At 69.0% G+C, this 14,444-nt stretch carries 16 protein-coding genes; 3 read left to right on the top strand and 13 right to left on the bottom strand.

The window, feature by feature from the left end; genetic code table 11:
- Window positions 1-246: 246 nt before the first annotated feature.
- The gene (locus ACFQ9K_RS20290) at window positions 247-507 is read right to left on the bottom strand and encodes a glutaredoxin family protein (RefSeq protein ID WP_378724809.1); all 261 of its coding nucleotides are present in this window, start codon (window positions 505-507) and stop codon (window positions 247-249) included.
- Between the two features lie 186 nt (window positions 508-693).
- Here ACFQ9K_RS20290 and ACFQ9K_RS20285 point away from each other — a divergent pair, with 186 nt between their 5' ends.
- Entirely contained in the window at window positions 694-1,647 is a 954-nt protein-coding gene (locus tag ACFQ9K_RS20285; protein WP_378724820.1) for an HAD family hydrolase, read from the top strand.
- A 167-nt stretch (window positions 1,648-1,814) separates the two neighbouring features.
- Here the strand turns inward: ACFQ9K_RS20285 and ACFQ9K_RS20280 are convergent, their stop codons facing one another.
- From ACFQ9K_RS20280 to ACFQ9K_RS20240, 9 genes are all read right to left on the bottom strand, one after another.
- Window positions 1,815-2,840, bottom strand: coding sequence for a lysophospholipid acyltransferase family protein (locus ACFQ9K_RS20280; RefSeq protein ID WP_378724811.1), 1,026 nt, complete (start codon window positions 2,838-2,840; stop codon window positions 1,815-1,817).
- Entirely contained in the window at window positions 2,837-3,871 is a 1,035-nt protein-coding gene (locus tag ACFQ9K_RS20275) for an NAD-dependent epimerase/dehydratase family protein (RefSeq protein ID WP_378724822.1), read from the bottom strand. Before ACFQ9K_RS20275 ends, ACFQ9K_RS20280 begins: the two co-directional genes overlap by 4 nt.
- A 247-nt stretch (window positions 3,872-4,118) precedes the next feature.
- Window positions 4,119-4,220: a 30S ribosomal protein bS22 gene (locus ACFQ9K_RS20270; RefSeq protein WP_003402602.1), complete on the bottom strand. Its 102-nt coding sequence runs from the start codon at window positions 4,218-4,220 to the stop codon at window positions 4,119-4,121.
- Between the two features lie 262 nt (window positions 4,221-4,482).
- A complete protein-coding gene (locus ACFQ9K_RS20265) occupies window positions 4,483-4,767 on the bottom strand; it encodes a helix-turn-helix domain-containing protein (protein WP_375911616.1) in 285 nt (94 codons plus the stop codon).
- Between the two features lie 194 nt (window positions 4,768-4,961).
- The gene (gene proC, locus ACFQ9K_RS20260; protein ID WP_378724814.1) at window positions 4,962-5,822 is read right to left on the bottom strand and encodes a pyrroline-5-carboxylate reductase; all 861 of its coding nucleotides are present in this window, start codon (window positions 5,820-5,822) and stop codon (window positions 4,962-4,964) included.
- A 22-nt stretch (window positions 5,823-5,844) separates the two neighbouring features.
- Entirely contained in the window at window positions 5,845-6,726 is an 882-nt protein-coding gene (locus ACFQ9K_RS20255) for a thioesterase family protein (RefSeq protein ID WP_378724816.1), read from the bottom strand.
- Between the two features lie 266 nt (window positions 6,727-6,992).
- Window positions 6,993-7,898 carry a sugar phosphate isomerase/epimerase family protein gene (locus ACFQ9K_RS20250; RefSeq protein WP_378724818.1) on the bottom strand — a complete coding sequence of 302 codons (906 nt, stop codon included), beginning with the start codon at window positions 7,896-7,898 and terminating at the stop codon, window positions 6,993-6,995.
- Between the two features lie 14 nt (window positions 7,899-7,912).
- A complete protein-coding gene (locus tag ACFQ9K_RS20245) occupies window positions 7,913-9,445 on the bottom strand; it encodes a hypothetical protein (RefSeq protein WP_378983425.1) in 1,533 nt (510 codons plus the stop codon).
- Window positions 9,442-10,473: a hypothetical protein gene (locus ACFQ9K_RS20240; protein WP_378722965.1), complete on the bottom strand. Its 1,032-nt coding sequence runs from the start codon at window positions 10,471-10,473 to the stop codon at window positions 9,442-9,444. The genes ACFQ9K_RS20245 and ACFQ9K_RS20240 overlap by 4 nt, the downstream gene beginning before the upstream one ends.
- Window positions 10,474-10,616: 143 nt before the next feature.
- Between ACFQ9K_RS20240 and ACFQ9K_RS20235 the strand changes: the two genes are divergently transcribed.
- Both ACFQ9K_RS20235 and ACFQ9K_RS20230 read left to right on the top strand, forming a co-directional pair.
- Complete coding sequence (locus ACFQ9K_RS20235; RefSeq protein WP_378722988.1) at window positions 10,617-11,414, top strand: hypothetical protein; 798 nt, start codon at window positions 10,617-10,619, stop codon at window positions 11,412-11,414.
- Window positions 11,415-11,493: 79 nt separating this feature from the next.
- On the top strand, window positions 11,494-11,826 hold the full coding sequence (locus ACFQ9K_RS20230; protein WP_378722966.1) for a hypothetical protein: 333 nt from the start codon (window positions 11,494-11,496) through the stop codon (window positions 11,824-11,826).
- An 80-nt stretch (window positions 11,827-11,906) separates the two neighbouring features.
- Here the strand turns inward: ACFQ9K_RS20230 and ACFQ9K_RS20225 are convergent, their stop codons facing one another.
- The 3 genes from ACFQ9K_RS20225 to ACFQ9K_RS20215 form a co-directional block, all read right to left on the bottom strand.
- Window positions 11,907-12,596: a response regulator gene (locus ACFQ9K_RS20225; protein WP_378722968.1), complete on the bottom strand. Its 690-nt coding sequence runs from the start codon at window positions 12,594-12,596 to the stop codon at window positions 11,907-11,909.
- Complete coding sequence (locus ACFQ9K_RS20220; RefSeq protein ID WP_378722969.1) at window positions 12,593-13,828, bottom strand: sensor histidine kinase; 1,236 nt, start codon at window positions 13,826-13,828, stop codon at window positions 12,593-12,595. Before ACFQ9K_RS20220 ends, ACFQ9K_RS20225 begins: the two co-directional genes overlap by 4 nt.
- A gap of 153 nt (window positions 13,829-13,981) precedes the next feature.
- A complete protein-coding gene (locus ACFQ9K_RS20215; protein ID WP_378722970.1) occupies window positions 13,982-14,386 on the bottom strand; it encodes a winged helix-turn-helix transcriptional regulator in 405 nt (134 codons plus the stop codon).
- Window positions 14,387-14,444: the final 58 nt, after the last annotated feature.

Here is a 14,444-nt window from a genome sequence, read left to right as displayed (position 1 = left end):
GTGTCGCTGATGCTGGGTGTCTGTACGCGGTGGGCCCGCAGCCTCGGCAAGCGGGTCCGCGTGCCACCACCGTAACTGCTTGTGCAGCCCTTCACAAAGTCGGTGAAATTGGCCTCATTTTCCGTCGCGACCAGCGCTGCGACGGAATCGGACAGTCATGGCTACCAGTCAGCACTCGATTTGCGGGCCTCGCTGCGCCTCCGCGGAGACGTCGCGCCGCCTTCCGCCGGCGCCGGGGCTCAGCCCTCAGCGGCTCAAGTCGGCGCGCAATCGGGCCTCGTCGACGTCGAAATAGCTGTGCTCGCGGCCGTTGAGCAGCACGACCGGCAAACGGTCGCCGAACTCCGCGCGCAGGCCGGGGTCGGTGGCCGCGGCCGCGTCCACATCCAGGGTCGCTGGCTCGATGCCGAACTCGGCGCAGATCGTCCGCAGCTGGTCCAGCGCGGTGACGCACAGACCGCAGCCGGATCTGGTCAACAGGGTCACCTCGTGTGTGGGATTGGTCATGGCGGATATTAAATCCCCTCGCCACACCGGAATCGGTCTGCCAGGTACTGCGATGACTGTCGGCCCGCCCGGTTACTGTGGACGTGGTTCGCGCGACGGGCGGAGGTATCGGTGCCGGAACGATCGAAGGTGGCAAGGGCCGGATTCATCGCGGGACGATTCGGCGAGTTTCCGGCGCGGTGGAATCTGGGCGCGATCGGCGAGGGCCTGCAGGATCAGCTGGCCCGCATCCCGCGCAGCCCCTTCGGCCCCAGCGAGGAAGAGCTGCGGGCCAACCTGGCCGGCGAGGCCAGTGCCGATGCCGCATTGTCCTTGCACGACGCGGAATTGGCGCTCGCGCAGACCGATGACACCTCCCCCGAGGTGCCGCGCGATCTGACCGCGGCGGCGTTCTTCGACGTGGACAACACCATGGTGCAGGGCGCGTCGATCGTGCACTTCGCCCGCGGCCTGGCCGCGCGCAAATACTTCAAGACCTCCGACCTGGTCGACGTGGCCTGGAAGCAGGTCAAGTTCCGGGTCACCGGGCGGGAGAACAGCTCCGACATGGTCAGCGGCAAGGAGAAGGCGCTGGCGTTCATCGCCGGGCGCCCCACCGCCGAGCTGGCCGAACTCGGCGAGGAGATCTACGACGAGATCATCGCGGACAAGATCTGGCCCGGCACAAGGGCACTCGCGCAGATGCACCTGGACGCGGGGCAGCAGGTCTGGCTGGTCACCGCGACCCCGGTCGAACTGGCCCAGGTGATCGCCAAGCGGCTCGGGCTCACCGGCGCGCTCGGCACGGTGGCCGAGAGCGTGGACGGCAAGTTCACCGGGCGGTTGGTCGGCGACATCCTGCACGGCCTCGGCAAGGCGCACGCGGTGCGCACGCTGGCGATCCGAGAAGGGTTGAACCTCAAGCGTTGTACCGCGTATTCGGACAGCCACAACGACGTGCCGATGCTCTCGCTGGTCGGCACCGCGGTCGCGATCAATCCGGATTCGGACCTGCGCGAGGTGGCGAAGAACCGGGGCTGGGAGATCCGCGACTTCCGCACCGGGCGCAAGGCGGCGAAGATCGGCGTGCCGACCGCGCTGGCGCTCGGCGCCGCGGGCGGCGCGGTGGCCGCCGCGGTGACCCGCAAGCGGGAGCACTGAGGGCTGAGCGTCAGCGCCGGAGGAGGCAGCGCAGCGTAACCACGCAGGCGCAGCGAAGCCCTCCCATCGAGCACTGAGGGCTGAGCGTCAGCGCCGGAGAAGGCGCACGAGCGCCGGAAACCAGTGCGGCCGAGGGGTTTACCGACTGGTGCCCGGCGGTCGGGCCACTACCCGGTGAACGGGTTGCGGCGCTTGGTGAGCAGCTTGTAGAGCGTCGACTGGATGGTCTCGCGGACCTGGTCGGTGACCTCGAACATGGTCATCGGGTCGTCGGCGGCCTCCGGCTCGTAGCCGGTGGTGGGGATGGGCGCGCCGAACTCGATGTACCACTTCGACGGCAGCGGCACCGCACCGAGCGGGCCGAGCAGCGGGAACAGCGGCGTCACCGGGAAGTACGGCAGGCCGAGCAGGCGGGCCAGCGGTTGCAGGTCGGCCAGCTTCGGGTAGATCTCCTCCGAACCCACGATGGAGCACGGGATGATCGGCACGCCGGTGCGCACCGCGGCCGCCACGAATCCGCCGCGGCCGAAGCGTTGCAGCTTGTAGCGGTCGGCGTACTGCTTGCCGACGCCCTTGAAGCCCTCCGGGAAGACGCCGGTGAGTTCGCCGGAGCGCAGCAGGCGTTCGGCGTCCTCGCGGCAGGCGAGGGTGTGCCCGGCTTTGCGGGCCAGCGCGCCGAGCAGCGGCGTCTCGAAGATCAGGTCGGCGGCCAGCAGGCGCAGCGCGCGCTGCTTCGGGTGCCGATCGTGGATGGCCAGTTGCAGCATCAGCCCGTCCAGCGGGATGGTGCCCGCGTGGTTGGCCACGATCAGCGCGCCGCCCACCTCCGGGATGTGCTCCATCCCGCTGACCTGCACCCGGAACCACAGGTCCGACATCGGGCGCAGCGCGGGCAGGATCACCGACTCGAGCAGGTGCTCGTCGAAACCGAACTCGTCCACCTGGTAGTCGCCGGTGAGCCTGCGCCGGGCGAAGTCGGCGGTCTTGCCGATCTGCTTGCCCAGCGCGCCGCGCACCAGGTCGGACAACGATTGCGGCGCAGGGGGTTCGGTGGCGGCCAGCCGATCGGTCAGCGAGGTCACCGGGCTGGGCGCTTCGCCCTGCGCATGCTCCGGCCAGCGCCGGGCGGGCGGCCGCGGACGCGCGTCGTCCTGCAGGTCGTGGAGGTGGATGACTTTCGCTACGTCGTTCATTGCTGTGCTCCCGTACCGGCCCCGAGCAGGCCGAGCAGTTTGTGTTCTGCGGCATCGATCCACGCGGGATCGATGACGGGCCGCAACGCTGCGCCCCCGATGAAGTCGTCGAAGGCCTGCACCGTGGTCCAGCGCGGGACGAAGCCGAGTTCGGCCCGCATCCGGGTGGTGTCCAAGCCGCAGCCGAAATGGAAGTAGTCGAGTTGTTCGCCGGAGAACTCGCGCATGACCGGGCCCATCAGCACCCGGCCCGCCGTGCGGAACAGCGCGAACGGCACCGGCAGTTCGATCCGGCCCGCGCGCCGCACCGCTTGGGACAGCGCGAGCGCGCCGTCGCCGGCGATGTTGTAGGTGCCGCCGCGGGCGCTCAGCGCGGCGTGCGCGAGCGCGGCCACCGCGTCCTCCTGGTGCAGCAGCTGGATGCGCGCGTCCCGGCCGAAGACCGTAGGCGTGATCGGCGATCGGAGATACTGCACACCGCGACTGGCCAACCGCGGTCCGACAATTGGTGCCAAACGCAGAATGGCCGTTGCAATATCTGGACGCCGCCGCGCGAGTCCGCGCACGAAACCTTCGATGTCGATCATGTCGCGCGCGAACGCACCACGCGGCGGCGTGCGCGCACTCATTTCTTCGGTGAATTTCGCCGGATCCTTCGCGCTGCATCCGTACACCGCGGAGGTGGAGCGCACGACCACCCGGCGCACCGTCGGCGCCTTCTGACATACCGCGAACAACTGCATCGCGCCGAGCACGTTGAGGTCCTTCATCACCGCGCGGCCTGCCCCGGACGGCGGCTTGGCCAGCATCGCCGCATGCACCACGGTGTCCACCGCGCCACCATCGATCACCTTACGGATCAACGGATTTCGGATATCCGCGCGCACGAACTCGGCGCGGCCCATGCGCCGCTGCAAGTCCCGGCTCGGGGTCATGGTGTCGACCGCGATGATGCGATCGATGTCGGGATCCTGGGCGAGACGAGCGACCACGTTGCCGCCGAAGAAGCGACTCGCACCGGTCACCAACACGACTTTCGGCGTGTGTCCGTCTCGAGTGTCAGAAGCCACCGGCACCGCATCCCACCTTGGCAAGCCCCCATTTCACTTATTCCCCGGTTCCTAGGGTAGCCGCTGCGTTCCCGGGTTCTGTTGGTATTTACCAGGTTCTAACGATGACTTCAGTCACCTGAAACACGCCGTGGTTTCAAAATTCGGTATTTCAAACAAAAAGACCCGCCACCTCACGGTGACGGGTCTTCGAGCTGACGCGCAGCGCTTACTTGCCGAGTTTGCGCCGCTGCACACGTGTGCGGCGAAGCAGCTTGCGGTGCTTCTTCTTCGACATGCGCTTGCGGCGCTTCTTGATCACAGAACCCATAGGGTTGTTCCTCGCGTTCTCTCTACTCGGCGCGCACGCTACACACGTGCGCCAACTGACCGGTCGTTCGGCAAGCCTCACGTCCAGTGTCCGCGCCGCCGGGTACCACCGGACACCACAGGTGATGCCACCGGCGGGCGAACACGAACCGAGGGTCTATCGTACCGGCACGTCCGGCCGGGCCCGAAACCGCCCGATCCAACGCCGCCGGACCAGGTCCGTCGGCGTCCCGCGGCCCGTGGGCCACGGCGGGATCAGGCGCTCATCCAGCGTCGAAGTAGGACGTCTCCAGATAGTCGTGCACCGCTTTGGCGTGCACCCGGAACGAACGACCCACCCGCACCGCGGGCAACTCACCGGAATGCACAAGCCGGTACACCGTCATCTTGGACACTCGCATCAGGCTCGCCACCTCGGCGACCGTGAGGAACTGAGTGCCGCCCAGCATGGGTTGACCCTGCGACCCGGAACCACCTTGCGTCCGGGAACCAGCCCGGGCGCCTGAGGGACCTGGGCCACTCGAACTTCCTGAGCTACTTGCAGACATCTTGTTAGACATCATTGCACCATTGACCTCCGGCACGCCCGCGCCGCCGGCTTCCCCACCGGCGGAACAGACACGCACGTGCTGCTTGAAGCTTAGCGGGACCAGTGGTGTTACTGCGACGGGAGTGAGAAATCAGCTTTTCCCATTGGGAACCGACCGGTTGCGTGCTTCCGAACGGGTGATGTCCGGCAGGCTCACAGGGCGCTGCCTGCGCCCGCCCCGTCGCTCGTGCCGCCGACCTCGGCGGAGCGCTGCTTCGCCGCGTACAGCGCCTCCAGGAAGGCCGAACGCACGCCGCCCCGCTCGAGCTCGCGCACCGCGGCGGCGGTGGTGCCGGCCGGCGAGGTGACCGCGGCGCGCAGCTCGGCGGCGTCCTGATCGGACTCGTCCAGCAGGGCCGCCGCGCCGAGCATGGTCTGCACCACCAGCTGGGTGGCCACCTCGCGGGTCAGCCCGAGGCCGACGCCGCCGTCCACCATGGCCTCGACGATCAGGAAGAAGTAGGCGGGTCCGGAGCCGGATACCGCGGTGGCCGCGTCCATCTGCGCCTCCGCGACCGTGACCACCTTGCCCACCGCGCCGAGTACCTCGGTCACCAGCTCCAGTTGCGGCGGCCGCGCGTGCCTGCCCGGCGCGATGACGCTCATGCCCTGGCCCACCAGCATCGGCGTGTTCGGCATCACCCGCACCACCGGGAAACCGGCGGGCAGCTTCGCCTCCAGCCGCGAGGTGGGCACGCCGGCCGCCAGCGACACCAGGATCTGGTCGCGATCGGCGTCCACACTCGCGTTGTCGCTCAGCGCGGCCTTGCCCAGCGCGGTCATCACCGCGTCGACATCGGCCGGCTTGACCGCGACCACCAGCAGGTCCGCACCGACCGCGGCGTCGGCCACCGAGTCGGTCACCCGCACGCCGAACCGCTCGGCGATCTGCGCGGCCCGCTCCGCGAACGTCTCGACGACAACCAGGTCCTTCGCCAGCCGCCCGGACTCGAGTAAGCCCGCGATCAGCGCCTCCCCGATGCGCCCGCCACCGATTACCGCAATTCTCGTCATGGGGGAAAAGCCTAGACGGCGCTCATCCCTGCGGAATCAGCGCCAGCTGGCGGCTCTGCGCGACCACCGCGCCGGTGGAATCGAGGATGAGCTGATCCTCGTCGAAGAGGCGAGCGCCGACCTCGTGCGTGGTCGCGATGATCCGCAACCAGCCCGGCGCGGGCTTGCGCCGCAGGAACGTGGTCATCTGGACGGTGGGTGACCAGCCGAAGTGGCCGAGGTTGTACGGGACCGGCGGGCTCATGTCCGCGCTCATCATCGCGAAGAACATGGCCACCTCGGGGTCCTGCTGATCGGCGGCGCGCGGGCGCATCCACAGGCGCAGCCGCGGCTCGGCGGTCTCGCCGTCGAGGAAGCGGGCCCACTCGCGATCGATGTAGACCTCCGCGGCCTGGCCCACGTGCACGACTCGGCCCATCGGCGAATCCGGCTCGTAGCCGACCGCGTCAGCGGGCGGCTCGACCGGCATGTCGGCGTGCTCGCGGGCGAACCGCGGCTCGGCGTCGTCGAGGTGGCCGAAGGTGAGCGCGGTGCGGACCAGGGTGCGACCGTTCTGGACCAGGTCGGCGTCGGCCAGGCAGATCTGGCGGCCGAGCTTGCGGATGCGCACCTCGTATTCGACCTCGCCGGGGTCGGGCGCGCCGAGGAAGTCGGAGCTCGCGGCGATCGGCGCCATGCCGGCCAGGTCCGGCTCGGCGGCGCGCAGCCACTTCAGACCCGCGGCCGCACTGGCCGCGACCATGGTGCCGCCGTGCACCTTCTTGCCGATGGTCCAGGTCTTGCCGATAGTGCCCAGGTAGCGACCGGCGCCGGGGGTGGTCGAGGGCAGTTGGGTCAAGGCGAGTACCCGGGTGAAGGGCGCCTCGGTCTCGGTGACCGCCGCCAGGTCCAGCTCCGTCGTCATAGTCGCTCCTGTTGTCCACCGGCCGCGCGTCGGCGATTCGGGTTGCTGGTACGCGGCGTTCGTACAGCGTAGAACGAAGCGATTCGGTAGGCGCATTCCCCTCGGCCGGACGAAGGCGATCCTCGTCACATCGGTGCGCGCGAGCTCAGGCGCGGGGTCGGCTCCGCGTCATCCCCGCGAAGGGCATGCGTTCACGCAAAGCGATTGCGCTGGTGAGCTTTTCGCGCTGCGACCACCAATACTATTGCGGCACGCGAACTTTCGGGTCAGGCGTGCTGCGCCGGGGTGGGCGCGGGCGCGGTCTGCCCGTTCAGGTGCAGCCGGGCGAACGCCAGCGTCCGGTGCAGCATGGCCGCGCGGTCCTGGGTGGTCCTGGCGTTCTGCGTATTGATCTCGGCGACCGCCTGACCGGTGAAACCGTTGCGGACCAGCGTGTCACACACCTCGACACACGGCTGGGTACCCTCCCCCGGCACGAGATGCTCGTCGTGCGCGGCACCGCGGCCGTCGGCCAGGTGCAGGTGGGCCAGCCCCTGACCCATCCGGGCGGCCAGCGCCAACGGGTCCGCGCCCGCGGTCGCGGTATGCGACAGATCGAGGGTGTAGTGCTCGAACCCGGTGTCGGTCGGGTCGTAGGACGGGCTGAACGCGGTGAGTCCGATCCCCGGCCCGCCGCGCCGCTCGAGCCGTTTCACCGAACGCTCGCCGCGCCCGAACAAGGTGTCGGCCCGCATCGGGAACATGTTCTCCACCGCGACGATGACCGGGCTGTGCTCCTCCAGCTCGCCGACCTGGTCGGCGAAGTTCTCGGCATAGCGGCGCTGCCAGCGGAACGGCGGATGCACCACGACGGTGGTCGCGCCGAGCGCCTCGGCGGTGCGCACGCTGCGCTCCAGCTTCGCCACCGGGTCCGCACCCCAGACCCGCTGCGAGATGAGCAGGCACGGCGCGTGGATCGCGATCACCGGGACGTCGTACTTGCGCGAGTAGGCCTGCACCGTGGCGATGCTCTGGCTGGCCGGCTCGGCCCAGACCATCAATTCGACGCCGTCGTAACCCAGTTCGGCCGCGTACCGGAACGCCGCCTCGGTGTTCTGCGGATACACCGACGCGGTGGAGAGTCCGACCAGGATCTGTCGCCGGGTCTCGTCCGGCCGTCCGATTTTCCCCACTGCCGCTCCCTGCCTCAGTTCGTACTGAGCAGAAAGGCTAGCGGTCCGAGCGTCACGAAGACGCCCACGACCACCGCGATCACCGTGCTGAGCACGTCGTCGGTCCGGCGCAGGATCCGCACGAGCGCCACCAGGCCGAGAATCACGATCATCGCCAGGGCCAGCGCCACCCAGGGGAGCATCTCCCACATCCGCTCGAAACCCTTGAACAGCAGCATGCCCGCGACGGCCGCGCCGGTGCTCTGACCGCCCAGGATCATCCACTGACGGCGGTTGGCGTCGTCCTCGGCCTTTCTGGCCTTGCGCGCCGAGCGGCGCGGCGACGCCGCGCGGCCGGACTGCTCGTCCTCGTCGAAATCATCGAGCTCGTCGTGCTCGTCGTCCAGCTCGACGGGCTCGAAGAAATCGGTCTTGCCGTCGTACAGCTCGAGCTCGTCGACCGCGCCGCGGTCTTTCGCACGGCCACGCTTGCCTCGGCCGGCCGCGCGTTCGGCCCGCTCGACCCCGTCCCGGAGCAGATCGCCCGCCACGGTCTGGCCGGACACGAGTTGCTGGTCCTGACTGGCCAGCGACCAGGCGGCGGTGGAGATGCCCTCGTCGGGCGGCGGGTCATTGCGCTGCGGCGCATCGGGTTTGCGTCTTCGTGCCGACCAGGCGGGCAGGGCGCCCTCGGGCGAACCGTTGCGGTGCGGAGCCCGCGGCGGCGGTTCGGGCGTCGGCGCCCAGGGCGCGGTGGCCCTGGATTCCGGCAGCGGCGGCGCGGGTTCCGGTTCGTAGTCGGTGGCCGACGGCGACCAGGCCGCGGTCGACGGGGCGAGGTCCTCGGCCTCGGCCTCGGCGGCCCGACGGCGGGCCGCCCGGCCGCCGGTTACCCCGTTGCGGCCGTTGCGTTCCGGCGGCGCGGTGCTCGCTCCCCCGGACTCGCGCAGGGGCCGCACCTCGGTGGTGGGGTCGTCGAGGTCGTCGTGCCTGCGCCGGCGGCCCGAGCGCGGCGTGTCGTCCGGCAGCGGGTCGCTCGCGTACGGATTGGGCGACGGGGCGTAGGGATTCGGCGAGGGCGCGTACGGGTTCGGCGACGGGGCGTACAGGTCGGCGGCCGGCGTGTGCGACGACAGCGGATCCACGAGCGGGTCGTGCCGCGGCATCTCCCGGCCGGGCATCTCCCGGCCCGGCATCACCCGGTTCGATCGGCCGGGCAACGGGTCGGCCTGCTCGGGCGGGGCATACGCGGCCAGCGGGTCGTACATCGAGATCGGGCCGGACATCGGCGAATACGCCGATGGGTCCGGCGCGGGTGGCGTGTATGCGACAGGTTCCGGCGCGGGCGGCTCATAGGCGGGCGGTTCGTACGCCGGCTCGGGCTCGGCGTCCGGCGCGGCATGCGACGACTGCCCGCTGCCGATGGCGGGCATGTCTCCGGTCAGCTCGGCCACCGAGATCCCGCGACCGCCGCGGCGGCGACGGCCACCGCCGGCGGACGAGGCGCCCTGCTGCCCGTTTCTGGCCAGCAGCTCGGCGACCGATAGCTGTTTAGAGTCCTCACTCATGACGACACCGTTCCTATCGGCCCCGGTAGCGCAGCGCCACCGGGCACCGCGCGGCCACTAGCGGCCGCGGGGCCCGGCAAGGGTGTCGCTCGGGGTCCGCCATTCATGTCGGTATCCAGTTTGCGCAGGATCAGACCTTCCCGCAGCGCCCAGGGACAAATCTCCAAGGATTCCAGCGATAGTGCCCGCATACTCGCCTCCGCGACCAATGCGCCAGCCACCAATTGCTGTGACCGATCGGAACTTACGCCTTCTAATTCTGCACGGTCGGCCGCCGTCATCCGCGAGATGAACGCAATCAGTTGGCGCAGACCTGAGCTGGTGAGTGTACGACGCACCCGCGGACCCGCCGCCGAGGGTGCCGCTCCGGTCAGCCGGGCCAGCGAGCGGAAGGTCTTCGAGGTGCCGACGGCCAGATCCGGTTTACCGGTGTCCAGCAGCTGTTTCGCCGGCAGCGCGAGCTCCGCGTCGAGCCAGTCGCGCAGCACATTGACCCGGCGCTTGCCCGGCGGGTCCTCCTTCAGCCACTCCCTGGTCAACCGTCCGGCGCCGAGTTGCAACGACAGCGCGAGATCGGGTTCCTCGTCGCCGCCGCTGGTCATCTCCAGCGAACCGCCGCCGATGTCCAGGTTGAGGATGCGCCCGGCGCTCCAGCCGAACCAGCGGCGCACCGCGAGGAAGGTCAGCCGGGCCTCGTCCACCCCGGAGAGCACCTGCAGCGCCACGCCGGTCTGGGCGCGGACACGCGCGAGCACGTCCTCGGAATTGGTCGCCTCGCGCAGCGCGGAGGTGGCGAACGGCATCAGCTCGACGCACTTGGAAGTCTCGGCGATGCTGGCGAATTCGGCGACCGTGGCGATCAGCCGCTGCGCGCCCGCCTCGGTGATTCTGCCCTCGTCATCGATGTTTTCCGACAGCCGTAAAGTGGCCTTGGTCGAGCTCATCGGCATGGGGTGACCACCCCGATGCGCGTCCACCACCAGCAGGTGAACGGTATTGCTTCCGACATCGAGTACCCCAAGCCGCACATGAACACGGTACTGGGTGATCCGGTCCTATAGGTTAAGCGACTGAACTGTTAGCGTTCCGAGGTGTGACGGTAGGCGCATCGAGCAGCGGCCGGACCCGGCCCCGACCAGCGGGGAAGATCGATCCGAGTCCCGAGGTCGACATGGATTTCCCCCGCGAATGGATCGAGTTCGTCGATCCAGCAAACGACGAGCATCTGATCGTCGCCGATCTGACCTGGCTACTGTCGAGCTGGACGTGCGTGTTCGGCACCCCGGCCTGTCAGGGCATCATCGCCGATCGGCCGGATGACGGCTGCTGCTCGCACGGCGCGTTCCTGTCCGACAAGGACGATCGCAAGCGGCTGCAGAACGCTGTGAAAATGCTCACACCCGAGGACTGGCAGCTCATGGGTGAGGCGACGGACGCGGCGGGCAAGGTGACCAAGAAGGGCTACCTGGAGCTCGACGAACTCGAGGACGAACCCGCCCTGCGCACCCGGCGCTTCGACGGGGCCTGCATCTTCCTGAACCGCCCCGGTTTCGCCGGCGGCGTCGGCTGTTCGCTGCACAGCATGGCGTTGCGCCGCGGCATCGAGCCGCTGGAGGTGAAGCCGGACGTGTGCTGGCAGCTGCCGATCCGGCGCACCCAGGAGTGGGTGGACCGGCCCGACGGGGTGCAGATCCTGCGCACCACGGTCACCGAGTACGACCGGCGCGGCTGGGGACCCGGCGGCGAAGACCTGGACTGGTACTGCTCCGGTTCACCGGACGCGCATGTCGGCACCCGCCCGGTCTGGCAGTCCTACGGCCCCGAGCTGAAGGAGCTGCTCGGCGCGCCCGCCTACGAGGAACTGGCCAGGCACTGCAAGCGCAGGCAGGGGCTCGGGCTCATCGCCATCCACCCGGCCACGGTGCACGCGGACCGGATGCGCGACAGCGCGGGCCCCGCGTCCGCGTGAGGCCCTCGGAATGCGAGCCTGCACCCCGTTCACCTCGAAGGCATGCGATCTTCACCTGTTTGCGGTTTGATGTGCGGTCATGTCCAAGAAAGTTTTGACCCTGGCCGCCGTAGCACTCGGCGCCGCTCTCTGTCTGCCCGCAGTAGCCAACGCCGAACCCAACGGTGACCCCGCCAAGTACGCCGACTTCACCGCGGACTTCATGCCCGCCAACACCCCCGACGCCATGGGCGCCGCGGCGGCAGGCAAGAACCTGATCATGAGCCCGTACGGCACCTCGCGCACCATCGCGTGCCGCGGCACCAGCGCCGCCGACGTGTACGACTGCATGCAGGAAGACGACCTGGGCTGGATCACGTTGCGCAAGATGGACGTTCCCGGCGTCGGCCCGACGTGGACCTACCTGCCCTGATGTAGCGGACAACCGAGTGACGGCCGAGGGCATCGCAGCGCCCTCGGCCGTTGCTTGTGCCCGGCACCGAAATCGAGGCCTTACGCCTCCAGCTTGTAGCCGAGGCCGCGGACCGTGACCAGATGCTCCGGCTTGGCCGGGTCCGCCTCGATCTTCGAGCGCAGCCGCTTCACGTGCACGTCAAGGGTTTTGGTGTCACCGACGTAGTCGGCGCCCCAGACGCGATCGATCAGCTGCCCGCGGGTGAGCACCCGGCCGGAGTTGCGCAGCAGGTACTCGAGCAGGTCGAATTCCTTGAGCGGCAACGTCACCGGCGTTCCGTTCACCAGCACCGTGTGCCGGTCCACGTCCATCCGGACCGGGCCGGCCTCCAGCACGCCGCTCTCGTTGGTGCCGTCCAGCTCGTCGCCGGCGCCGCGGCGCAGCACGGCCCGGATGCGCGCGATCAGCTCGCGCGCCGAGTACGGCTTCGTCACGTAGTCGTCGGCGCCGAGCTCCAGCCCGACCACCTTGTCGATCTCGCTGTCCCTTGCCGTCACCATGATCACCGGCACGCCGCTGCGGGTGCGCAACTGCTTGCACACGTCCGTGCCGCTCATGCCGGGGAGCATGAGATCGAGCAGCACGATGTCCGCACCGGACCGATCGAACTCGGCGAGCGCGGATGGTCCGTCACCGACAACGGTGACCTCGAAACCCTCCTTGCGCAGCAGGAACGCGAGCGGATCGGCCAGCGACTCCTCATCCTCGACGATCAACACACTCGTCATCTGCGTGCCTCCACACCATTGGGTCGGCCCGCCCCCGAGGGGCGCGGGCTTGTTTCTCTAGAGCTCACCGTCGGGCCTGCGGAATCCTCTTCTCCGTCGACCTCGTGGTGGGCAGGTATTCGCAGGGTGAACGTCGAACCGGTGCCCAACTTGCTCCACAGGGTGATCTCACCGTTGTGGTTGGCGGCCACGTGCTTGACGATAGCCAGGCCGAGCCCGGTACCGCCGGTGGCGCGCGAGCGGGCCTTATCCGATCGGAAGAAGCGTTCGAACACCCGCTCTTGGTCTTCTTTGGCGATGCCGATACCGCGGTCGGTCACGGCCATCGCGACATGGTCGCCACGTAATGACCGGCTGACCGACACATGGGAGCCGGCCGGTGAGTACGCTATCGCGTTCTCCACCAGATTTGATAGGGCTGTGACCAGCAAGGTTTCATCGCCGAGCACCTCGAGCCCGCTGGGCCGGTCGGTACTGACGGTGATTCCGGCGGCCTCCGCGGCGGTGCGCGACCGGTCGACCGCCTGCATGACGACGGTGTCCACGTCGACCACCTCGAGCTCGGGCAGCTTCTCCGCGCCCTGCAGCCGGGACAGCGCGATGAGTTCGGTCACCATTTTGCCGAGCCGCCGTGATTCGCCCAGCACGCGCTGTCCGAAATGGCGCACCGCTTCGGGATCTTCCGCGGATTCGAGCATGGCCTCGGCCAGCAGGCTCATCGCGCCGACCGGCGTCTTGAGCTCGTGGCTGACATTGGCGACGAAGTCGCGCCGGGTGGCCTCCATCCGGGCCTGCTCGGAGTCGTCGTCGGCGAACAGGACGGTGAAATTGGTGTCCTCGCGGGATAGCTGGCGGGCCACGCCGCGCACCGCGATGCGGCCGCGGCCGGGCACCGGGTTCTTCGCGGTCAGGTCGAACTCGGCGGACTCGCCGGTGGCCAGCACCTTCTCCACCGCGGCCCAGGCGCGCTCGTCGAGCAGCCGGTTGCGGACCAGGCCGAGTTCCTCGGCGCGCGGATTGACCAGCACCACGTCGCGGTATTCGTCGACCACCGCGATGCCGCTCTCGGAGGCGAGCACGATCAGGTCGAGCACCTGCGACATGGTCAGGCCGGAATCCGCTTGCCTGCGGGCCTGCTGCCTGGCATTCATATAGGGGATAAGTAGCCCGCCGACTGCCAGACCTACGACAGCCGCAAGGACTGCCAGTAGGACGGCTTGCGGAACACTCACCCTTGAATCGTACGGTCGCGTAGGACGTATCCAACTCCGGGTACACGATGTTTCGCGCAGGTCATGGCCACTTCCGGTGCCGTTAGCCAGCCGTTTACGTGCCGTTGGGTATGTCTCAGCCGCATTGTTGCGCGGGTCCGCGACGAGCGGATTTCAGTCATCGCCGGGATCCGGGCCGGGCAAGCCCGCACCGACGGCTCGACCGTGCCTGCCCACCCAGTCGCCGAGCGCGTAGATCGGGATGAGCAAGTCGCGGCCCGCCTCGGTCAGCTCGTATTCGACGCGCGGCGGCGCCTCGGCGTAGCGGCGCCGGTCGATCAGCGCCATCCGCTGCATCCGACGCAGGGTCTGCGTCAGCATCTTCTGGCTGATCCCCCCGATCGCCGCGCGCAGATCGCTCGGCCGCATCGGACCGTCGCGCAGCAGATAGACGACCACGGGTAGCCAGGAGTTGCCGAAGATGTCGACGCCCATCCTGGCCGGGCAGTCGGATTCGAAGTCGCCGTAGGGCGCGAACTCGACCGGTTCGGCGGTGCGCGGCTCAGGCACAACGGTCATGTGTGCCAGCATGCCAGCGCCGTTGCGCACCCGCCGGTGCCTATCGATCTGCCTAGCG

Origin of the sequence: Nocardia sp. NPDC056564 (genome assembly GCF_042793755.1) — a bacterium.
In the GTDB taxonomy this organism is placed as follows: domain Bacteria; phylum Actinomycetota; class Actinomycetes; order Mycobacteriales; family Mycobacteriaceae; genus Nocardia.
The sequence above is the reverse complement of the archived record's forward strand: the minus strand, read 5'-3'. Positions and strand labels throughout refer to the sequence as shown.

Excerpts from the sequence above, each read along its gene's own strand:
- proC (WP_378724814.1), bottom strand. The coding sequence starts at position 5,822 with ATGACGAGAATTGCGGTAATCGGTGGCGGGCGCATCGGGGAGGCGCTG.
- ACFQ9K_RS20265 (WP_375911616.1), bottom strand. The coding sequence starts at position 4,767 with ATGTCTGCAAGTAGCTCAGGAAGTTCGAGTGGCCCAGGTCCCTCAGGC.
- ACFQ9K_RS20280 (WP_378724811.1), bottom strand. The coding sequence starts at position 2,840 with ATGAACGACGTAGCGAAAGTCATCCACCTCCACGACCTGCAGGACGAC.
- ACFQ9K_RS20270 (WP_003402602.1), bottom strand. The coding sequence starts at position 4,220 with ATGGGTTCTGTGATCAAGAAGCGCCGCAAGCGCATGTCGAAGAAGAAG.
- ACFQ9K_RS20230 (WP_378722966.1), top strand. The coding sequence starts at position 11,494 with ATGTCCAAGAAAGTTTTGACCCTGGCCGCCGTAGCACTCGGCGCCGCT.
- ACFQ9K_RS20290 (WP_378724809.1), bottom strand. The coding sequence starts at position 507 with ATGACCAATCCCACACACGAGGTGACCCTGTTGACCAGATCCGGCTGC.
- ACFQ9K_RS20245 (WP_378983425.1), bottom strand. The coding sequence starts at position 9,445 with ATGAGTGAGGACTCTAAACAGCTATCGGTCGCCGAGCTGCTGGCCAGA.
- ACFQ9K_RS20255 (WP_378724816.1), bottom strand. The coding sequence starts at position 6,726 with ATGACGACGGAGCTGGACCTGGCGGCGGTCACCGAGACCGAGGCGCCC.
- ACFQ9K_RS20235 (WP_378722988.1), top strand. The coding sequence starts at position 10,617 with ATGGATTTCCCCCGCGAATGGATCGAGTTCGTCGATCCAGCAAACGAC.
- ACFQ9K_RS20215 (WP_378722970.1), bottom strand. The coding sequence starts at position 14,386 with ATGACCGTTGTGCCTGAGCCGCGCACCGCCGAACCGGTCGAGTTCGCG.
- ACFQ9K_RS20225 (WP_378722968.1), bottom strand. The coding sequence starts at position 12,596 with ATGACGAGTGTGTTGATCGTCGAGGATGAGGAGTCGCTGGCCGATCCG.